The organism is Shewanella basaltis, from assembly GCF_023283885.1.
Lineage (GTDB): Bacteria > Pseudomonadota > Gammaproteobacteria > Enterobacterales > Shewanellaceae > Shewanella > Shewanella basaltis.
This window is the reverse complement of the sequence record NZ_JAKILA010000013.1, coordinates 1-21074: the sequence shown is the minus strand read 5'-3', so window position 1 is coordinate 21074 and position 21074 is coordinate 1. Positions and strand designations below refer to the sequence as shown.

The following is a 21074-nucleotide window of genomic DNA, read 5'->3' as shown; positions in this document are numbered from 1 at the left end:
AAAAAAGAGAACCTCAATGACTGATATCGTATTTGACAGCACAAGCGTAGATTGGGACAAACAACAGGGGCTTATCCCTGCTGTTGTTCAACATCACCTTACGGGTAAAGTGCTCATGCTCGGTTACATGAACCAGGCCGCGCTAGAAAAAACCCTTACCACTAAGCAAGTCACTTTTTTTAGCCGCTCTAAACAGCGTTTATGGACCAAAGGCGAAACCTCAGGTAATACCTTAGATTTAATTGCAATCGATAAAGATTGCGACAATGACAGCTTTTTAGTGCAAGTCATTCCAAATGGCCCAACCTGCCACACTGGCACAGAAAGCTGCTGGAAAGACGGCAACGCGCACCCTTTTATTGATAATCTGACAAACTTGATTATTTCACGCAAAGGCCAAAGCGCCGACTCAAGCTATACCGCGTCATTATTTGAACGCGGCACTAAGCGCATTGCACAAAAAGTGGGAGAAGAAGGCTTAGAAACCGCACTCGCTGCGGCGACTCACGATAAAGAAGAGCTGGTCAATGAAGCCTCTGATCTCATGTATCACTTAATTGTGCTTCTTGAAGATCAAGGGTTATCGATGGCCGATATCAATAAAAATTTATTGGACCGTCACACTAAAGCCAGCAAATAATATCCATTTAGCCATGCTGCTAAATAAACACAAAAAAGACGCCGCGGCGTCTTTTTTATTCTTCTAAAAATGGTCAACCGTTAGTTTTTATGGCTTTGAGTAATGGTTAGATTACCGTCCACATGCAAATCACGTTGTGGGTAGGCAATGACCACCTGATGCTCGTTAAACAGCTCATACATTCTAAAGCGAATTTCACTGCGACGACGGCGAATATCGGTTTCTGATACCGCGCTCACCCAAAAGATTAAATCAAATATCAGCGCGTTATCGCCAAAGTCTTCAAATAGCACTAAGGGTTTTGGCTGCGGTAAAATATCGTCACGCTCGCCAATCACCTGGTAAATTAACTCGCGCACTTTAACAACATCAGAGCCATACGCCACCCCAACACGAATAAAGGTACGGGCATTTTTGTCAATTAACGTCCAGTTAGTTACCGTGTTTTCAAGTAACTGACTGTTGGGCACTAACATGTGCACACCATCATTACGACGAATTAAGGTTGAGCGGGTATTAATGCATTCAACCACGCCGCGGGCCTCACCTACCTCTAAAAAGTCGCCAATACGGATTGGGCGCTCCCACATCAAAATCCAACCACTAATAAAGTTGTTAATGATGTTTTGCGCACCAAAACCAACACCAATGGCAATCGCACCCGACACAAATGCAAAGGCGGTTAATGGGATATTCAATATTTCCATACTGGTGAATACCAATACAGCAATAGTGATAATAAAATACATGCGGGTAAATAAATGAATTGCGTCGGCACTCACATTGCGTCGTTTTAACGCTTTAACAATGAGTCGACCTGCACGGGTAATAATAAACCACGCCAACAAAATGTATAACGGCACCTGAAGCAATTGTAGCAAGGTGATTGGCCTAGCATCATAAGTGAACACCACAAACGATAAAGCAGATAACAATTCGTTAAAATCCATATAAACCTCTTATTATTATGACTTCGATGAGTTTAATTTATAGTCTATCGCTCAATAAATATTAATAAAAACGCTTCTCACCTGGAGGACGGGTTTTCAGTAATTTCAAAAACCACATATATTGCTCTGGATAGGCATTAATCACTTGCTCGACGACTTTGTTTAGCGCTAATGCCTCGTTTTCTTTACCTGCCATGTCTTGCGGATCTATAGCAGGCATCACGGTCATGATAAACTGTCGGCTTTGCTCATTATAGCCAATCTTAACTGGCATCACTTGGGCATTACCGGCTTGTGCAAGGCGGCCGACCACAGGTAATGTTGCTTTAACGGTACCCAAAAAAGGCGTGAATACGCTTTTATCAGGCCCTAAATCTTCATCGGGTAAATAAAAAAAGCTGTTATCTTGTTTTAGCTCAGCAAGTAAAGCTCGGATCCCAGCTTCACGCATGTATACCCGGCCATTTTGACTGCTACGCATACGATTGCTAAACCAGTTAAACAAGGCGTTACGATGTGCTTTAGCCATGGTCACTAATGGGATTTCCATATTAATACGCAAACCTGCATATTCCATCGGCCATACATGAGGCATGATAAAAATGATCGGCTGACCGGCATCTCTTGCCGCTTTAACATGCTCAAAACCATTAAGCTGTATACGGCGTTTTAAATGCGCACTTGACCTAAATAGCAACTCAGATTGTGACAACAATACCAGCACAAACATCTTCACATTTTGCTTAACTAACGTTTCAACTTCGGTTTCTGACTTTTCAGGAAAGCAATGACTGATGTTAATTCTGGCGATATTAATGGGCTTTTTGGCTATTTTCATCACAAAATGGGCTAACAATTTTGCAATAGGATCACGCACACGAGCAGGTAAAATGCCAAATAAAAACAACACAGCAATCGCTAGCCAGGTAGGCCAATAACGAGGGTGCAACAATGCCATTTTAAAGCGGGTATCAAAATGTTTTGCTTCTCGAGACAAAAGAACGCTCCAATTAAACGTGTACGAACAAAAAACATCTCAATGTTATTGTTCGGTAAAATCTTATTATACCAAGGCTTTGGGAAACTCAAAAACAAAAGAGCCACTCAATCAAGAGTGGCTCTTAGTATTACAGATCCAATAACTGGATTGGCGTGTTCGCTAGTGAGTTATTTTTTACCCGAGTTTGCCGCTTCAACGCGTGATTTTAACTTCTGTCCAGGACGGAAAGTTACAACACGACGTGCAGAAATGGGAATATCTTCACCAGTTTTCGGGTTCCTTCCCGGTCTTTGATTCTTGTCCCTAAGGTCAAAGTTGCCAAAGCCAGATAACTTGACCTGCTCACCATTTTCGAGTGCTTCACGAATTTCTTCAAAAAAAGACTCAACCATCTCTTTGGCTACACGTTTATTTATGCCTAACGTTTCAAAAAGATGTTCTGCCATTTCGGCTTTGGTAAGTGCCATACTTTAATCCCTCAACGATGCGTTGAACTCGGTCTTAAGAGCCGATAACACTAAATCCATAGTTTCAGTGATATCTTTTTCTTCAAGTGTACGAGTAGTGTCTTGTAATGTAAGTGCGATAGCGAGGCTCTTTTTGCCAGGCTCAACACCTTTACCTTGGTATACATCGAACAAGTTTAAGCCAACCAACTGATTTTCGCCAACTTTTCTTATCAAATTCATAACATCAGCGGCAGAAACGGTTTCATCTACTACGAGCGCGATGTCGCGACGGTTAGCAGGAAACTTAGATACAGCTTGGGCTAGCGGCAAACGGGCATGCAGTAATGCATCCAGTTCTAACTCAAAAACAATTGTTTTGCCATTAAGTCCAAAGGGCTTTTCCAAGCTAGGATGGATAGCACCAATGTAACCAATGACTCGATTATTTCTTAATATTTCAGCACATTGTCCTGGATGCAGCGCAGGATGTGTTGCCCCTTTAAAACTAAATTCAGAAGCGGCAACTGTCAAGCCAAGAATTGCTTCTAAATCACCTTTTAAATCAAAGAAGTCGACTGTTTTCGATTCCATTGACCAATGTTCTTCGTTTTGCACACCCGAAATCACCGCGCCCAGCATAGCTTGTTGGCGAACGCCAGAATCTGCTTGTGCATCAGGAACAAAGCGTAATCCGGTTTCAAATAATCTTACGCGACCTTGTTGACGACTTTGATTATAGCCCACTGCAGTTAATAACCCAGTGAACATAGACAAACGCATTGCCGACATTTCAATTGAAATGGGGTTGGGTAGCACCATGGCCTCTTGGCCTGGGTGTACTAAGTTTTGCATTTTAGGGTCAACAAAGCTGTAAGTCACCGCTTCTTGGAAACCACGTGCAACAAACATACTACGAACACGCTTAAGCGAAATATCCGCTTCTTTGTGATCTGGCATGGTAAGCGCTGCTTGTGGCGCTGTGTTAGGGATATTGTTGTAGCCGTATATGCGTGCCACTTCTTCGATTAAATCTTCTTCAATCGCCATATCAAAACGGTAGGTTGCCGTCGTCACTAGCCATGTATCATTGGCCGATTCAACGCTAAAGCCTAAACGCTGTAAAATCTCAACGACATCAGCATCAGGAATAGGGTGACCTAATGTTTTATCTAACTTGTTACGACGTAGCGTGATTTTAGCCGCTTTGGGTAAATGCTCAGCAGATACGGCTTCAATCACTTGCCCTGCTTCACCACCACAAATATCAAGCACAAGACGCGTAGCACGATCCATGACTTTATGCTGCAGCTCAGGGTCAACGCCACGCTCAAAACGGTGTGAGGCATCTGTGTGTAAGCCTAAGCGACGCGATTTACCCATAATGGCCAGAGGGGCAAAAAATGCGCATTCTAATAAGATGTCTTGGGTGTTGTCATTAACGCCAGTGCTTTCGCCGCCAAACACACCTGCAAGTGCGACAGCTTGTTTGTCGTCAGCAATCACTAAGGTGTCGTTTGGTACGGTAATTTCGTTACCGTCGAGCAAGGTTAGTTTTTCAATGCCATCGGCTAAACGCACAGTAATGCCGCCGTTTAGGGTGTTTAAGTCAAATGCGTGCATTGGTTGACCAAATTCAATCAACACGTAGTTGGTAATATCCACAATCGGGTCGATTGAACGAATACCACTACGGCGCAATTTTTCTTGCATCCACAAAGGGGTTGCAGCTTTAACATTAATATTTTTAACCACACGGCCTAAGTAACGCGGGCATAAGTCTGGCGCAACAACATTGATGCTAAATGGCGCGTCAATGGTGGCGTTTACAGCTTGCCAAGTCGGCTCGGTGACGGCCAGACGGTTTAACACGCCCACTTCGCGCGCAAGACCAACCATACCTAAACAATCAGCACGGTTGGCGGTTAAATCAACGTCAATGATGGCATCATCAAGTTGCAAAAATTCACGTACATTAACGCCTAATGGTGCATCTTGTGGTAGCTCAATAATGCCATCACTTTCGATGTCGATACCTAATTCACTGTATGAACAAAGCATGCCCATTGAAGGCTGACCGCGTAATTTGGCTTTTTTAATTTTAAAATCGCCAGGCAAAACTGCCCCGACCATAGCCACAGCAACTTTTAAGCCTAAACGGCAGTTAGGCGCGCCACAGACGATGTCGATAAGCTCGTCGCCACCGACATTGATTTTGGTTACACGTAATTTGTCCGCATCAGGATGCTGACCGCATTCGACCACTTCACCAATGATCACGCCGCTAAAATCGGCAGCGACAGGATCTACGCCATCGACCTCAAGACCGGCCATAGTGATTTGGTGTGATAACTCGTCACGACTTACTGATGGATTAACCCACTCACGAAGCCAAGATTCACTGAATTTCATCTAATTATTGCTCCGTTATTTGAATTGCTTAAGAAAACGTAAATCGTTTTCGAAGAAGGCACGTAAATCATTCACGCCGTAGCGCAACATGGTTAAACGCTCTACGCCCATACCAAAAGCAAAACCAGAGTATTTTTCAGGGTCAATACCCACACTGCGAAGCACATTGGGGTGCACCATACCGCAGCCTAAAACCTCTAACCATTTTCCGTTTTTGCCCATAACGTCTACTTCAGCGGAAGGCTCTGTGAAGGGGAAGTAAGATGGACGGAAACGCACTTGTAAATCTTCTTCAAAGAAGTTACGTAAAAAGTCGTGCAAAATCCCTTTGAGCTCAGCAAAGTTGACGTTTTCGGCAACCATTAGTCCTTCCACTTGGTGGAACATTGGCGTATGAGTTTGGTCGTAATCGTTACGGTAAACACGGCCTGGAGAAATAATGCGCAGCGGGGGCTTTTCATGTTCCATGGTGCGAATTTGCACGCCCGATGTTTGGGTACGCAACATCACTTTTGGATTAAAGTAAAAGGTATCGTGATCGGCACGAGCAGGATGGTGCTCAGAAATGTTTAGCGCATCAAAATTATGAAAGTCATCTTCGATTTCAGGACCTTGCTTAACCACAAAGCCTAGCTCACCAAAGAAGGTTTCAATACGTTCAATTGTACGCGTTACCGGATGTAAGCCACCGATTTCTAAGGTACGACCGGGTAAAGTCACATCGATTTTTTCTGCAATTAATTTTGCTTCTAATTCCGAGGCTTTTAATCCATCGATACGCTCAGACAACTTTTGCTGAACGGCTTGTTTAGCTTGGTTGACGGCTTGACCAAAGGCAGGTTTTTCTTCTGCACTTAATGAACCCATCATTTTCATCATGTCAGTGATTTTACCTTTTTTACCAAGGTAATCGACACGGATGTCATCCAATGTCTTTAGATCACTGGCCTTGTCAATGACCTCTAAGGCTTGTTGTACGATCTCGGTTAACTGCTGCATGTTATCATCCACTGCATTTGTGCATATCAATGCGATTGGGCGTCCCATTCGACTAACAAAAATAGTCCAGACGCGATAGTTTAACTCTTGTTTTGTGACACTAAGAGCCAAGCTAGTGTTAAAATAAAAGAGTGAAATTTTACGTGAGCAACCACCAATTTACTAGTCATTATTGGACTTTTTAATGGCAAATAGCTGTATTTCCCTGCTATTTCGTTTTGTTGGCTTATCTGGCATGTTAATCATCTTACATTGACTGCAGCCTCTAGGGCCTTTTAGTCATCAGATACTTAAAATAACGTTGCGCGAGATAACGACACCAGTGCTATTTTCACTAAACTGAATCTGATGACGCTGCGGTAAATAGCTCACAAGCTGTTGTTATACCAATCGCATTAAAATGTACTCTTTTAGCGAAAATGATCAGTGAGCTAGTCAAGGCAACCTAACATAGATCATATTCTAATAAGCATTGGTATAAAGAGCATCATTCAAAGGATGGCACTAAAAAATAAAAGGCACCAAGGTGCCTTTTAGCATAACGATGCCTATTTGCATTATCAGGCATTAAAAAGCTAATGATGTTGAGCCTTTCTCGCCTAAGTTATCTTGCACTGTCAGTTCAACGTTTTTTTCACGCCGACTCAAACTGTATGTGATTGGTCCAGTGGCTTTACGACCATTATTAAATAGCCATTGATGATGTTTAATAAACCCGTCTGGATCATAGCTGCTTGAAATAAACAGCTTGATAAACCAAAGGTTTATTTGTGTTATTTGTGCAACTGGTGCGACATTTTCGGGTTCAAGGATAACGCTCACGGTTTGTGATGTGCTTGCCACCTCGCCTTGATTATCTGTAACGGTTAACGTCACGTGATAGTCACCCGATTGCTGGTACTGATGCGACGCACTTGTACCCGTTGCCATCACACCATCACCAAAGTCCCATTGCAACGCCACAATCTCGCCATCACTGTCTGTTGAGGTAGACAACACCTGCAATTTGCTGCCTATTAACTGTTTATCAAAACCCGCGACAGGCGCAAGGTTAACAGGAGGAAATTTAAGTGAAATAATCACGGGGTCGTGATCTGAAGAACGAAACGCATCATCTTGATATAGCGCTTGTACCTGCATGTCAGATTTATATTCTTCATTATAATCAAGCACAATGGGTTCATCAGCATTAATGTGCCACTGACTTATTCCCACTACATCGTCAAGCAGGGCCTTGTTCGCTAAAGCATGATCAAGTTGCCCCGACTCTCCTGCAAACACATAAGAGTAAGGTGATGGTATGCTCAGGTAATCGCTTAGCTCATGGTAGCCGTGACTTGCTAACATGGTTAACGGATCTTCCTTGGCGTATGCATTTAAATCACCAATAACCAACACTTTACTGTCTGGGTATTGTTCTGCTAACCATTGACCTATTGCATCTGTAGCTCGAGTTCGAGTCATATTACAGTTACCTTGGCCATCAAGCATGTCAGGATCATTGGCGCTATTACAATCGCTGCCTTTTGACTTCAGATGATTGACTGCAACAACGACACTTTCATCGCTGCCGATCACCTTAAACGCCTGTGCTAACATAGGGCGATTTTTACCGTCATCAAATAGCAACGTTCCACTGTCATCAACAGGTGAGTTACTGGACGATAATATACGCGCAGCGCCAGAAAGACTCAATTTATCAGTACGATATATCATACCTACACTGATAGCATCTGTACCTAATGTTGCCATGTTTGGGGCAACAAAATCATAGAGGGGTTGCCCCAGTGCCGCATTTAAACCTGTCACCAAGTCATTAATCGCTGACTCATCGCCGTAACCATCATTTTCGATTTCCATTAAACCAAACACATCGGCATTGATCGTTTGCATTGCGCTGATAATTTTGGCTCGTTGACGCTCAAATTCGCTAACAGAATCCGCACCTCGCTCTGTAGGGAAGCCCGCACCAACACCATCGCCATTAAAATAATTAAGCACATTAAAACTGGCTATGCGAAGGTCAGCGTCAATTACAACCTCTGGCATCTCTTGTCTTGGATTTGTTTGAACGACATTAACTAAACTGGTTGGCATAATACGATACTGGTTAAATCCATAATGCATGACACCTTCAAGCTCAGTCACACTGTCACCGACCCGCAGCGTGTTTACTGCCGATAATCCCGGTGCAGGATAAGCAATAACGTCAGGGTTTTGGCTGGTCGAGCCATCGTCTAAAATAATACTGTCTTTACTGTTAGCTTGGGTAACAGCAAGCGCTTGCTCTCCAGGAGTGGCAACTTGTGTGCCGATAAAGTGGCGGCGACTGCCTAATAATACTTCTCCGTAGCGGCCCAAACTATATACATCGTTGACAATCAGTGCTTGATCAAACTTAACCCGCATACCTTCAACGCGCTCAAGTTGTTGATCGTCATCTATGGGTAATGTCACGTTAACGACTGTGGGCAATGCTTGCTGAGTTTGACAAAGTGCAAACTGGCTAACTGCCGATAACTGAGTGGTGCCATTATATTCAGACACCTTAGCAGTAATACGAATACGATCGCCTGAGTTGACCTGTAACGTTTGGTTACCTGTGTAAACAAAGATCCCTTCAGAAGTAGCAATGTCAGAGTCGACATCGGCATCTGCCATCTGGATAAAAATCCCTGAAAGCCCAGCCTGTTGATCGCTGGTAACAATCGCCTCAACCTCGACTGTGTCACCAATCATGTTACTGGCTTGAGCATTACCTTGTATTTGATGGATTGCGACTGCCGTTTCACCGCAAACCAGTTCAACGGGTTCAATAGGATCAGTCGGGTCCGTTGCTCCACTTGCAGAGAACGAACCTAAATCGGTGATATCATCTTGAGCAAATCCCTGCCAACCAGCCAATGATACGTCATTATCAATAATGATATCTGGGGTTAAATTATCCACATTACGGCGTAGGGTATTATTTTGTGTAGACAAGTCTCCACTGCCCCACTCAGCACCGGGATCGACACCAACTTGCCCGAGTGAATCCACAACGTTACCATTGTGAGTTAACACTATGGCGTCGTCTCCATTAAAAAAACTGGCATTACTTGTCTGCTGAGCTAAAGCCAAAATATCTGCAGATGCATCGTTATCGGCAACCACAAAAGTTGTATTCGAAGCGACACGACCAATTAAGCTAATGTTGGTTGCCGCAGACGTACTACCGTTAAAATAAAATGATAAAACATAATCACTTAAATCAATGGTATTAGCCGTTGGGTTATATAATTCGATGGCTTTATTGTTGCTGCTACCCTCAACATATTCGCTTATGAGTAGCTCTTGTGAGTTGGTTTGAAATGCCATCATTGAAGATATGGACACTGCAAGCAAGGTTTTAGTGCTTAACATAATTGACCCCTATTACGATTCATTTGTGTAATAAATTGCTTGTATCTGACATGTCTATTTAAGATTTATTGAATAACTATCAGTAAAGCGAGGGCAACTATATCCTCATGGAGTGACATACTGGTTGCAACCATGTTGCAAAAGTGTTTCATAACACATAAAAAAAACGCTCAATATGAGCGGTTTTCACAAACACCGATAATTGTTAAGATTCTTTATTTACATCAACAACATAATGGCCTTGAAGCCAATTTCGACCAATTAATAATTTATAACCCATTTTAGTGCGATCCGTTAAATTCACATCGACTAAATACTCTTCTCCAGGTTTACCGACATTCAGCCTTACCGTATAACGAGCTTCAGTACCTTGAGCGTTACGAATTAACGCGGTGCTACGTATTTTGGTGCTAACTTCGACTTTCTCACCTTTTTCATTTTCGGTAGTAAATGTAATGATTTTGCCAATGTTATTAGTAATGTCGTCTGTATCTTCGTTTTCAACATGGATATTCACAGCGTGTAATGAATTTTGCCCTGCACCAGTGTCAATCCTTGTGTCAAATAACAGCCCTGTTTGCTTAATACTCAGCGTCGCTACAGGACCAATGGTTTTATTGTGTGCTACATCAACAATATAACCTTTTTTCAGAAAGTTACGCCCAATTAGCAGCTTATAGTTCATATGGCTTCTATCACGTAAATTGACATAAACATTATGCAAATTATCAGGAAAGCCCACACCAAGTTTCACCATATAACGCCTTTCGATACCTAAGGCATTTTTGACTTTAGAAGTGCTCACAATCTCAGCCTGCATGCGCTGTTTTTTTCCTTGCTCATTTTCTGTGGTGAACTCAATCATTTTGCCCACATTTTGTTTCATCTGGTCTGAGGCACCACCAACAATATGTAAATCAACAGCATGCAAAGAGGTGTTTACTGCACCGGTATCTATGCGTGCTTTAAAGATTAATCCAGAATTGCCTACTGTCATTGACTCAATTTGACGTAAAAGAGTAACTTGATCACTTGCAAAAACAGATACTGAAACGAAACAACATAACAAAGCAGAAAACACAATACTTCTAAACATCATCAATCCCAAAGAGTTCAAACATGTAACCTAAAATTTGTTGCATTTTGCGTTTAACGTAAAAGATTATCAATTTCTTGATCGAATAGATTTTTAATCAAACCAGAAAATTCAGTAATAAAAATGCTTTGTTCTGGTGTGGCTTTTTGATTAGCAACTGAAGCTAAAATTTCTTCTAAATCATAGACAATTGCATCAATTTCGCGGATCACCATATTTCGTTGAGCAAATGACAATTGCGGGTTTTGACCACAAACCATGATAATTTGAGCGGATAACTGCTCTTCAAACAACTCCATCACAGTTTCCGTTGCGGCGGCATTGGTATCAGGCGCTTCAAACAAGCCTAAATGTTCAGTCAAATACTGAATTAAATGCATATATCCGTCTTTATCGGTAACCATGTTATTCACCTTTATCCACTACTCTATATAATAAAGTGGCTTCACTTTTTACCGAAGCCACTATTCAACGCGTTAATCTTTATTGTGCTAACGTGAGCACAAACGACACAGGTACAGCTAAACTGATACTAGGTAAGCCTGCGATTTCTCTTAACTTTTCAACACCTGCAACCAAATTAAACTCATCAGCTTGCACAAGTATTGGCGCAAAACTACTGATAACAAGTTTGTTATCAGACAACTTAGCCACGAGAACATCTATCGTCTTCGCTTGCTTTTTCCCGTGTAATTCTACTGTGGCATTAACTTGGGTGGTTAATGTATCTCCAGCTTTCATTCCCAACAAAAGTTGAGGGTTAATGGTCGCATTAACTTTTAACTGAGGGAATTGTGCCACCTCAAACAAAATAGTTTGCATACGCTCATCACGAATTTGAATACCGGTATCAACCGAGTTCAAGTTTATGGACAATGAGAAAGCACCGCTATCGGTTAACTGACCAGAAACTTGTTTAAAGTGGTGTACTTCAGCAATATCGTTTTTCTTAACGGATATAAAGCTGATGCGAGAATGATCTTGATTCACTTGCCAATCACCAGCCATAGCTTGAAAACTGAGTAAGCTAGCAGCCAACAGAGAAAATGCTATTTTCATCATGACGTCCTTTGGTTATTCATTACGCAACAGTTCACTTAAAAAGTAAGTATAGATGACGCTTCAACCAATGTTGTACTCACCATTACTTTACTTTAGCCAACCATTTATCGAGTGCTTGAGCAAACGTGTGCTTATCGGCTTGTGAGAAACTACTGGGGCCACCTGTATGCACGCCACTGCTTCTCATTTCTTCCATAAAATCACGCATCGTTAAAATTTGTTTAATATTTTCAGTTGTGTATACAGTGCCTCGCGGATTTAACACCAAGGCACCTTTGTCTATTGCCTCTGCCGCTAATGGAATATCAGCAGTAATCACTAAATCACCAGAACTTAACTGCTCAACGATATAATTATCTGCTTCATCAAATCCAGAGCTGACACGGATCGTTTTAATGAGTGGCGAAACAGGCACTTTTACCAATTGATTTGCCACTAACATTAGCTGAATAGATTTTCGTTCTGACGCTCTAAATAGCATCTCTTTAACGGCATTTGGGCACGCGTCTGCATCAACCCAAATTTTATTGCTTATCACGCGATAATGCTCCTATTTATTAACACAGATTAAGGTGCTAAACGATCTATTTGCCAATCGCTGTCTGTCTTACTGTAAATAAATCTGTCATGCAGACGATGCTCGCCACCTTGCCAAAACTCAATGCTGTTGGGCCGAACTAAATAGCCGCCCCAAAACTTAGGTAAAGGGACTTCACCTTGAGCATATTTCGCTTTCATTTCAGCAAATTTAGTTTCCAAAGCCTGTCTTGCCGTGATTTTACTCGATTGTTTAGACACCCAGGCCGCAATTTGACTGTCTTTGGGGCGGCTCATAAAATATTTGGCCACATCAATCATCGATAAGGGTTCTGCCTGTCCAATAACGGCAACCTGCCTTTCTAACGGATGCCAGGGAAATAACAAGCTAATTTTACTGTTTAGTGCAATTTGCGATGCTTTTCGACTTTCAAGGTTAGTAAAAAACACAAAGCCATTGTCGTCAAAACGTTTGAGCAATACTATGCGCTGAAATGGTTGGCCTGTGGCATCGACAGTCGCTACACACATCGCGGTAGGATCAGTTAACTGAGCATCTTTTGCCTGTTGCATCCACTTCTCAAATAAATCCATTGGATTGGTGGGCAAGTCAGCCCGTCTCAACCCACCTTGAGTGTACTCACGGCGAATATCACTTAAATCACTCATTTGCGTTTCCTTGTTTAGCCTACTTCACGCTATTTTACGCTGACCACCCACAAAAAAGCCAACGCCTGTGCGTTGGCAATCGCATTTTAATTACAATATAAATTATCTTGATCATACCCGATTTTTAGACCATCACATGCACAGTAAAACGTATCAGAGCAATTATGTGAGTCAGCATTACAAAATTTCAGGGCTAAGACACTCTGAGCTGACTTGCTGAAAGTGACTAACATTCACATGCGTATCGCGACCTATGGCATAAGTACAATGGGCTAAACAAATATTGTCCGGTGTCGTCACCAAAGGTAACGTACAATTAAAACCAATAAAATCCCAACTGATGGGTTTTAACATGGCTAAATAATTGGCCGCAATATCACTGTGATTGCAGGTTAAATCGATATTGGTTTCTACACTGACATAAGAGCTTTGCTCTTGAGGAGTGATGTGGATAGTAAAATAACGATCACCTTTTATCCCATTAACCGAAAAACCTAATGGGCTGAATAAATGGCAATCATAAAGAAAACCTGGAAAAAATATATCCAGTTGTAACCAGTGTATAATTTGCTCTTTTGATTGGTTTTGAGACAGTAAATATTGGGCAAACTCGCCGCTGATATGATACATCAATAATTCACTGGTGGGCTCGATTAACTCAGGCTGACCGCAACCATCCGTTGTAAAAATAAAATGATGATGACTGTCTAAATGGCCTATACGGCAAGCATTACCGGGAACCACCTGGCGTAATCTGGCAATGTCGTCCACAAAAGTTGAAGCCTGTAAGTGAGCTAAATATTCATTTTTACGTTGGTAACACACAAACGAGACATTCACTACACCGATTCTATCGATGAGCGCCAACAAACTGTCTATTAAGGTTGATAGGCCACAGGTAATAACGACAACGCGCTTATCCCAAACAAATAAACTCGACTCACTCAATAAATACGCATCACATTGCTCATTACTGATAACCGAAATAATCTCTGCTTTAGCTAACGCAACGATGTCTTTCCAGAACATTTGGTCAAACGAGCGAAACGAGCAACTCGTTGGCTGAGCAATTAATTCAAATTTCTTTTCTGTTCCTTCAAAAAACATCTGCGCAGCTTACTCTCATTTCTGTTATCTGAAACTTAAACAATAAATAAAGGCTTAGTTATTACTCATAACTAAGCCTCTTTTGACACTCATTAACCCTAAAAGATTAAAAATCTTCTAGGTAAGTGTAGCCATCAAGACCCACTTGTAGCTCTTCTAAAATGCTCGCTCTTTCGTCTTCAACAATATGTTGCGTCACGAGCTCTTCAAAGGTGCGCATAAACTCTTGAGCATCTAAGTTAACATAACGTAATACATCAGCAACAGTGTCACCTTGCAATACCGACTCAATATTGGCAGCACCATCGGCATCAAGACGCACAACAGCCGAGTTAGTGTCACCAAATAGGTTATGCATATCACCCAAGATTTCCTGGTATGCACCCACCATAAAGAAGCCGATTAAGTAAGGGCTTTCTTCGCTCCACGCTGGCACAGGTAATGTAGTTTCAATACCCTGTCCGTCAACGTATTGGTCAACAATACCGTCTGAGTCACAGGTAATGTCTAGCATTACGGCACGGCGCTCAGGCGCTTTATCTAGGCCAGACAATGGTAAAACAGGGAACACCTGATCAATACCCCATGCATCTGGTAATGACTGGAACAAAGAGAAGTTAACAAAAAACTTATCCGCTAACTTTTCGTTTAATTCATCAATAATAGGACGATGGTAACGGTTATTATTGCTCAGCAAACCTTTCACTTCATGACAGACACGCAAGTGTGTTTGTTCAGCCCATGCACGGTGCGCTAGGCTAAATTGGCCAACGGCAAATAACGAATGTGCTTCAGCGATATCACTTTGAGTATCGTGATAAATCTCAATAATGGCACGTTGATCCTGTCCACCACTGATTTCTTCCCACGACTGCCACATGTTGTGTAATAGTTGCGGAGCATCTTCTGCTGGCGCTTCAATCACTTCCGGCATGTAGGCTTCTGTGCCAATAACATCGGTAATCAACACCGCATGGTGCGCTGTTAAGTGGCGACCAGATTCAGAAATGATACGTGGCATTGGCTGTTCGTATTCATTACATAAGTCAGTTAACACATTGACGATATTATTAGCATATTCATTTAAACCGTAGTTCATCGAATTATTACTTTGACTGCGTGTACCATCGTAGTCAACCGCTAAACCACCACCAACGTCAAAGCACTTAATGTTGGCGCCTAGTTGACGCAACTCACAATAAAAACGCCCCGCTTCACCCACACCTTGGCGGATATCACGAATGTTGGCAATTTGCGAACCTAAGTGGAAGTGCAAAAGCTGCAGAGAATCAAGCATGTTAGCGCTTTTTAATTCTGCAACCACTTTCAATACTTGAGCCGCCGACAAACCAAACTTTGACTTTTCGCCGCCACTTGCTTGCCATTTACCTTTGCCTTGGAACGCTAAACGAACGCGAAGACCTAAACGAGGCGTAACACCGAGTTTAGACGCTTCTTCGAGTACCATTTTCAGTTCTGACATCTTTTCAAGCACGATGTACACTTTATGGCCGAGCTTTTCACCAATAAGTGCTAGGCGAATATATTCTTTGTCTTTGTAACCATTACACACAATGACTGAGCTTGCTTTTTGTGCCATGGCCAATACTGCCATAAGCTCAGGCTTACTACCCGCTTCTAGGCCTAGTTGGGGCACTTCTTTAGATTTTTGGCTAGCGAGGATCTCTTCAACAACGGTTTGTTGTTGGTTTACTTTAATTGGATAAACTAACAAATAATCATTTTGATAGTCGTACTTAGTAATAGCATCATTAAAAGCTTCACATAAACTTTCCACTCTGTGGTGCAAAATTTGTGGGAAACGCACAAGTACCGGTAACGAAACGCCCGCTTGCACCATATTTTTGGCTAATTCATTTAAACCAATTTTATGATCAGGGTTTTGTGGATCTGGTGACACTGTCACTTCGCCATCTTCACGAATACCGTAAAAACCTTGGCTCCAGTGAGTCACGTTATAACCCGCGCGAGCATCTTCGATAGACCAATCAGACATAATTATTTTCCGTATTTGTATCAAAGTAAGCAGATAAAACTACTGCTTGTTAAAATCCAGACAATTTTTAGCATTGTCTCAGTATCGTTGTCATAGTTAATGCGAGGAGAATCCCAGCTAAACAACACGCTTTATGTTGCAAACCACCATTGAAAAAACAAGCGTAAAAGCAGTTATCCTTTTCGCTGTGTTTTCGCTTTTAGTAAATACATCTTAGTCTTACATTAGCATGGCTTGCAAATTTGTGGGCGAAACATCAGTGTGTCATTATGTTCAGTGTTTTACTCAAAAAAGTGAACATAAGATCACTTTACTGCACTGAAATTTTGCAGATACTCGCCTTAGTAAAAACGGCGCAATTAAAACCTGCAATCCAGCCTAATGCAAGTAAATTACCCATTAATTACTATAAAAAGTCAGATTTAATGGTCTATCGAGAGTTCAATATTCTTGCCACACAAAAAATCAGTACTGCACAGGGTAATTGCCACAACTTAGTGATGATTTACGTGTATAATTAACCGATTTTGATTAAATCACCTTTTCATCTTTTATTAAGTAGAGTCATTCATGATACAAATCGGTAAACGTTATTCATTAGAAGTGGTAAAGCAAGTGAACTTTGGGGTTTACTTAAATGCTCAAGAGCTAGGACAGGTCTTGCTTCCTAATAAATTTGTCCCTACCGGTTGTAATGTCGGTGATATGGTCGACGTCTTTCTTTACTTAGATTCTGAAGATATTGTGATTGCCACCACCCAAAAAGCGCTTGCCCAAGTCGGTGAGTTTGCCTACTTAAAAGTGGTCGCTACAGGCCCTTATGGTGCGTTTTTAGATTGGGGCCTAGACAAAGATTTATTACTGCCATTTGGTGAACAGCATAAACCTGCCGAAGAAGGCCGCTCATATTTAGTGTATGTCCATGCAAACCATGCCGATGAACGCATTATGGCGTCATCTAAAGTGGATAAATTTGTCGACAAAACAGAAGCACACTACACCCCCGGCGAACAAGTTAACTTAATCATAGGTGGCAGCACAGATTTAGGTTACAAGGCCATTATTAACCATAAGCATTGGGGCGTAATTTACACTAATGAGGTTTTCCAAAAACTGCGTTTTGGCCAAAAACTCACCGGCTTTATAAAAACCATGCGCAGTGATGGCAAAATTGATTTGGTGTTACAAAAAAGCGGTAAAGAAGAGTTAGACAAAAACGCCCGCCTGATCATTAATAAATTGCGTAGCGCTAATGGCTTTTTACCTTTGCATGATAAAACCGATGCTGACGTCATCTATGATCAACTAGGCATGAGTAAAAAAGCCTTCAAAAAATCGATTGGCGGTTTATTTAAAGCGGGTGACATCAGTATCGACAGCGACGGTATTCGCCTCACCATGTAATTCAATGGCCTTTTTCGTTTAAATGATGAGTGTAGTGTTCACTTATCATTTAAACGGCGCTGAATAAATACGCCGCACCATCGAAATAGCAATAAGGTGGCACGCTTTCAACGAGCAACAATCACCCCCTGGTTTGTTTCGCTATTTGATGGGTATCAATGAGCGTTTCTGATATAAACAAAAATATGAGCCAATAAAATAAGGATAGTGTATGGAATTGACGCCATTAGAAGCCCGAGTGATTGGGTGTTTACTCGAAAAAGAACTCACCACACCCGATCAATATCCTCTCTCCCTTAACGCCCTAACCCTCGCATGTAATCAAAAAAGCAGCCGTGAACCCGTTCTGTCATTGAGCGAATCCGATGTACAACACATTATTGATGAACTGAGCAAAAAACGATTAATTAGTGAACAATCTGGCTTTGGAAGCCGTGTGGTTAAATACAAACATCGTTTTTGTAATACCGAATTTAGTGAATTACAACTTAACAGCGCCGAAGTCGCATTAATATGTGTACTGCTATTACGTGGACCACAAACACCAGGCGAACTAAAAACCCGCACACCTCGTTTGCATGAATTTAGCAACGTAAGCCAGGTAGAAGCGACTTTATTGGGGTTAAGCCAACGCGAAAAACCACTCGTTGTACAACTTGCTCGTGAACCAAATAAACGAGATTGCCGTTTCTTAGAGTGTTTTAGTGGCAATATTGATGAACATCAAGTCAATAGTGGTGACAGCATTCAAATTTCGACACAAACTCAACACAGTTTGGCCCAAGAAACACGCATCATTGAATTAACAGAAAGAATTACCGTACTCGAGCAAAAAATGGCTCAACTTGAATCGTTACTCAGTTAACCTATCAGCATGTTTGTAGACAAAATGGATCGCCACTAGTGCATCATGTCTGCGATTAAAATTAATGTGTTACATCCAAGGATTAATACTATGCAACACGTCACGCCCCCATCGGGACTGTCACATATTTGGTTATTAGCCAAATACGAACTCAGCAAGCGTTTTACAAACAAAAGTGGCATGGTGGCATTAATCGCTTTCATGTTAATTTGGGGGATTTTATTACTTTACCCCATAAAAAGTGCTTCAGAATTTATCATGCAGCCAAGCTTTAAAGAATTAACCGAAGCACTCTTTGGACCAGGTAGCTTACAACATTTATTTGAATGGCCAGTACCTGAGCTTGCCGTATTTTGGCTCGCGGCTCTGTATTTGTTTCCTATGTTTAGTATTTTTATCGCTGCTGACCAGTTTAGTTCAGATAAACAACGCGGTAGCTTACGCTTTCTGACACTCAGGGTGAGCCGCAGCAGCTTGTTTTTTGGTCGATTCTTAGGTCACATGTTGATTCAACTTGCACTAATAGTGTTTACCCTGTTGGCCACCATTATAATGGTCACCAGTCGCGATATCAGTTTGTTTGTACCGTCACTAATAACCTGTGTCATAGTGATGATTAACCTTGTGATAGTATTGCTTCCCTACACAGCGGCGATGGCCGTGCTTTCTTTGTATGCAAATTCGGCTAGGCAAGCCAGTATCTTTGCAATCATTCTGTGGGCGATTGTGTCGATTATCATTGCTGTCATCAATGCGAAATTTCCACAACTGACTGGCTTAAGTATGATTCTTCCTGGTTCGCAAATCTCTAGCATGATTAATACACAAGGCCTAGGGTCATTTGTCTTTGCTCCAGTACCAATACTGCAAACCATTGTAATATTAACTTTGGGTAATCTATTAATGAAACGGAGTGCCCTATGACCTTTATTCAATGCGATAACTTATCTAAACAATACCTCAATAAATTAGCTCTTGATAATGTAAGTGTCAGTCTACAGGCTGGGGCACCTGTGGCATTAGTTGGCCCCAATGGCGCAGGTAAAACCACATTGTTTAGCTTATTATGTGGTTATATTAAACCGACTCAAGGCAGCATTAGTATTTTAGGTCATGCACCAGGCAGCAAGGCGTTGCAAGGCGTATTATCTGCATTGCCGCAAGATGCAGCCTTAGATCCACACTTTACCATTGCTTCACAACTGCAATTTTTTGCTCAGCTGCAAGGATTTAACAAAACCGATGCCAAACAAGAAGTCATACGTGTATTAAAACTGGTTGAGCTTAGTGATTCGGCGCAAGCAAAACCAAAAAGTTTAAGCCATGGAATGAGCAAACGGGTGTCAATTGCACAAGCCCTCATCGGCAATCCCAAAATTGTACTATTAGATGAACCCACTGCAGGGCTTGATCCAGCTAATGCCAAAAAAATTAGGCAAATTGTTAAACATTTAGCTGGCGAAACAACGTTTATCATCAGCTCTCATAATCTAGATGAGCTTGAAAAGCTTTGCGATCATGTTATTTACCTTGAAAATGGCCAATTACAACAGTCAGTGTCGATTAAAGCCAGCCAAGCAACCGATTTCATTACCCTCACAATGCAAAGCTGCGACATGGACAAGCTGCATCAACAATTACTCGGCTTAAGTCATGTCATTGAAGTCAAGCGTAGCGGTGACGAACAATATGTCATTGAATACCATAAGCAAAGTAGTTTCGAATTAGAAAATCAATTACTGGCATTATTTAACGAACAACAATGGCAATACAAAGCCATACTCAAAGGCAGAACGTTAGAAGAAACCTTATTCTCTTAAATAATCAACACAAAGGCCCAATTCATGGGCCTTTTATTCACCTATTTACTCGATTAATACTATTGCGCATTAGAATATGCTCTTTTAGCGATAGCAATCAGTGCGGTGTTCGCGGAAGCCTTTACGGGCATAGTATTGTCGATAACAACTCCTGTGTTGTGCCTACAACTTCCATGCTGTCGTACGTTAAAAAAGCTAATAAATCACCCTTCGAGCCAGCGCTACAAGCCTCTATTATTGCTTATGTCAATCCGCATTAAAATGTGTTCTTTTAGCGAAAGTTATCAGTGAAGTAGTCGAGGTAGCCTTTTGAGGACATAGTGCTATCGATAACAACTCCTGAGTTGTTGTGCCTACTGCGTCCATGGTGTCGTAGGTTAAAAAGGGCTAATAAATCACCCTTCGAGCCAGCGTTACCCCACCCATTATTGCTTTAAATGACTTTATTGTAGATGACTACACCGACGGTGATTTTCATTGTATTGGGTCTAATGACGCAGCCTAAAATAGATCACATTCCAATAGGGTTGGTATGAATAGCGATTAGCGATTAGCGATTAGCGATTAGCGATTAGCGATTAGCGATTAGCGATTAGCGATTAGCGATTAGCGATTAGCGATTAGCGATTAGCGATTAGCGATTAGCGA

General features: G+C 41.7%; 18 protein-coding genes. 5 read left to right on the top strand and 13 right to left on the bottom strand.

Going from position 1 to position 21074, the window contains the following annotated elements; translation table 11 throughout:
- The first annotated feature begins 16 nt into the window (after nt 1-16).
- Nucleotides 17-640 carry a bifunctional phosphoribosyl-AMP cyclohydrolase/phosphoribosyl-ATP diphosphatase HisIE gene (gene hisIE / locus L2703_RS10695; protein WP_248971082.1) on the top strand — a complete coding sequence of 208 codons (624 nt, stop codon included), beginning with the start codon at nt 17-19 and terminating at the stop codon, nt 638-640.
- 80 nt (nt 641-720) lie between these two features.
- Here hisIE and L2703_RS10690 read toward each other — a convergent pair whose 3' ends face one another.
- From L2703_RS10690 to speA, 13 genes are all read right to left on the bottom strand, one after another.
- Nucleotides 721-1590 (bottom strand): mechanosensitive ion channel family protein, encoded by an 870-nt coding sequence (locus L2703_RS10690; protein WP_248971081.1) that lies wholly within the window; start codon nt 1588-1590, stop codon nt 721-723.
- A gap of 61 nt (nt 1591-1651) precedes the next feature.
- Nucleotides 1652-2587: a lauroyl-Kdo(2)-lipid IV(A) myristoyltransferase gene (gene lpxM, locus L2703_RS10685; RefSeq protein ID WP_248971080.1), complete on the bottom strand. Its 936-nt coding sequence runs from the start codon at nt 2585-2587 to the stop codon at nt 1652-1654.
- Between the two features lie 170 nt (nt 2588-2757).
- The gene (gene ihfA, locus L2703_RS10680) at nt 2758-3057 is read right to left on the bottom strand and encodes an integration host factor subunit alpha (protein ID WP_160052251.1); all 300 of its coding nucleotides are present in this window, start codon (nt 3055-3057) and stop codon (nt 2758-2760) included.
- Nucleotides 3058-3060: 3 nt separating this feature from the next.
- On the bottom strand, nt 3061-5448 hold the full coding sequence (gene pheT / locus L2703_RS10675; protein WP_248971079.1) for a phenylalanine--tRNA ligase subunit beta: 2388 nt from the start codon (nt 5446-5448) through the stop codon (nt 3061-3063).
- 15 nt (nt 5449-5463) lie between these two features.
- Nucleotides 5464-6447, bottom strand: a complete 984-nt coding sequence (pheS, locus tag L2703_RS10670) for a phenylalanine--tRNA ligase subunit alpha (protein WP_248971078.1) — start codon at nt 6445-6447, stop codon at nt 5464-5466.
- 567 nt (nt 6448-7014) lie between these two features.
- Complete coding sequence (locus tag L2703_RS10665) at nt 7015-9849, bottom strand: ExeM/NucH family extracellular endonuclease (RefSeq protein ID WP_248971077.1); 2835 nt, start codon at nt 9847-9849, stop codon at nt 7015-7017.
- Between the two features lie 205 nt (nt 9850-10054).
- On the bottom strand, nt 10055-10945 hold the full coding sequence (locus L2703_RS10660) for a putative ATP-dependent zinc protease (RefSeq protein ID WP_248971076.1): 891 nt from the start codon (nt 10943-10945) through the stop codon (nt 10055-10057).
- A 53-nt stretch (nt 10946-10998) separates the two neighbouring features.
- The gene (locus tag L2703_RS10655; RefSeq protein WP_248971075.1) at nt 10999-11349 is read right to left on the bottom strand and encodes a DUF3802 family protein; all 351 of its coding nucleotides are present in this window, start codon (nt 11347-11349) and stop codon (nt 10999-11001) included.
- Between the two features lie 79 nt (nt 11350-11428).
- The gene (locus L2703_RS10650) at nt 11429-12004 is read right to left on the bottom strand and encodes a YceI family protein (RefSeq protein WP_248971074.1); all 576 of its coding nucleotides are present in this window, start codon (nt 12002-12004) and stop codon (nt 11429-11431) included.
- Between the two features lie 85 nt (nt 12005-12089).
- A complete protein-coding gene (locus L2703_RS10645; RefSeq protein WP_248971073.1) occupies nt 12090-12545 on the bottom strand; it encodes a YaiI/YqxD family protein in 456 nt (151 codons plus the stop codon).
- Between the two features lie 29 nt (nt 12546-12574).
- The gene (pdxH, locus tag L2703_RS10640; protein ID WP_248971072.1) at nt 12575-13213 is read right to left on the bottom strand and encodes a pyridoxamine 5'-phosphate oxidase; all 639 of its coding nucleotides are present in this window, start codon (nt 13211-13213) and stop codon (nt 12575-12577) included.
- 177 nt (nt 13214-13390) lie between these two features.
- The gene (locus tag L2703_RS10635) at nt 13391-14320 is read right to left on the bottom strand and encodes an S-adenosylmethionine decarboxylase proenzyme (RefSeq protein WP_248971071.1); all 930 of its coding nucleotides are present in this window, start codon (nt 14318-14320) and stop codon (nt 13391-13393) included.
- A 106-nt stretch (nt 14321-14426) separates the two neighbouring features.
- Entirely contained in the window at nt 14427-16337 is a 1911-nt protein-coding gene (gene speA, locus L2703_RS10630) for a biosynthetic arginine decarboxylase (protein WP_248971070.1), read from the bottom strand.
- A gap of 570 nt (nt 16338-16907) precedes the next feature.
- On the opposite strand from speA, the gene L2703_RS10625 reads away from it, so the two are divergent.
- From L2703_RS10625 to L2703_RS10610, 4 genes are all read left to right on the top strand, one after another.
- The gene (locus L2703_RS10625) at nt 16908-17741 is read left to right on the top strand and encodes a CvfB family protein (RefSeq protein ID WP_248971069.1); all 834 of its coding nucleotides are present in this window, start codon (nt 16908-16910) and stop codon (nt 17739-17741) included.
- Between the two features lie 211 nt (nt 17742-17952).
- Entirely contained in the window at nt 17953-18606 is a 654-nt protein-coding gene (locus L2703_RS10620) for a YceH family protein (RefSeq protein ID WP_248971068.1), read from the top strand.
- Between the two features lie 90 nt (nt 18607-18696).
- A complete protein-coding gene (locus L2703_RS10615; RefSeq protein WP_248971067.1) occupies nt 18697-19530 on the top strand; it encodes an ABC transporter permease in 834 nt (277 codons plus the stop codon).
- Complete coding sequence (locus tag L2703_RS10610) at nt 19527-20426, top strand: ABC transporter ATP-binding protein (protein WP_248971066.1); 900 nt, start codon at nt 19527-19529, stop codon at nt 20424-20426. The genes L2703_RS10615 and L2703_RS10610 overlap by 4 nt, the downstream gene beginning before the upstream one ends.
- Nucleotides 20427-21074 lie beyond the last annotated feature (648 nt).

Bases quoted from the DNA above. Each gene is read 5' to 3' on its own strand.
- L2703_RS10610 (WP_248971066.1), top strand. From the start codon at position 19,527: ATGACCTTTATTCAATGCGATAACTTATCTAAACAATACCTCAATAAA.
- pheS (WP_248971078.1), bottom strand. From the start codon at position 6,447: ATGCAGCAGTTAACCGAGATCGTACAACAAGCCTTAGAGGTCATTGAC.
- L2703_RS10690 (WP_248971081.1), bottom strand. From the start codon at position 1,590: ATGGATTTTAACGAATTGTTATCTGCTTTATCGTTTGTGGTGTTCACT.
- L2703_RS10615 (WP_248971067.1), top strand. From the start codon at position 18,697: ATGCAACACGTCACGCCCCCATCGGGACTGTCACATATTTGGTTATTA.
- ihfA (WP_160052251.1), bottom strand. From the start codon at position 3,057: ATGGCACTTACCAAAGCCGAAATGGCAGAACATCTTTTTGAAACGTTA.
- hisIE (WP_248971082.1), top strand. From the start codon at position 17: ATGACTGATATCGTATTTGACAGCACAAGCGTAGATTGGGACAAACAA.
- L2703_RS10625 (WP_248971069.1), top strand. From the start codon at position 16,908: ATGATACAAATCGGTAAACGTTATTCATTAGAAGTGGTAAAGCAAGTG.
- pdxH (WP_248971072.1), bottom strand. From the start codon at position 13,213: ATGAGTGATTTAAGTGATATTCGCCGTGAGTACACTCAAGGTGGGTTG.
- speA (WP_248971070.1), bottom strand. From the start codon at position 16,337: ATGTCTGATTGGTCTATCGAAGATGCTCGCGCGGGTTATAACGTGACT.
- L2703_RS10665 (WP_248971077.1), bottom strand. From the start codon at position 9,849: ATGTTAAGCACTAAAACCTTGCTTGCAGTGTCCATATCTTCAATGATG.
- pheT (WP_248971079.1), bottom strand. From the start codon at position 5,448: ATGAAATTCAGTGAATCTTGGCTTCGTGAGTGGGTTAATCCATCAGTA.
- L2703_RS10660 (WP_248971076.1), bottom strand. From the start codon at position 10,945: ATGTTTAGAAGTATTGTGTTTTCTGCTTTGTTATGTTGTTTCGTTTCA.
- L2703_RS10620 (WP_248971068.1), top strand. From the start codon at position 17,953: ATGGAATTGACGCCATTAGAAGCCCGAGTGATTGGGTGTTTACTCGAA.
- L2703_RS10655 (WP_248971075.1), bottom strand. From the start codon at position 11,349: ATGGTTACCGATAAAGACGGATATATGCATTTAATTCAGTATTTGACT.
- L2703_RS10635 (WP_248971071.1), bottom strand. From the start codon at position 14,320: ATGTTTTTTGAAGGAACAGAAAAGAAATTTGAATTAATTGCTCAGCCA.
- L2703_RS10650 (WP_248971074.1), bottom strand. From the start codon at position 12,004: ATGAAAATAGCATTTTCTCTGTTGGCTGCTAGCTTACTCAGTTTTCAA.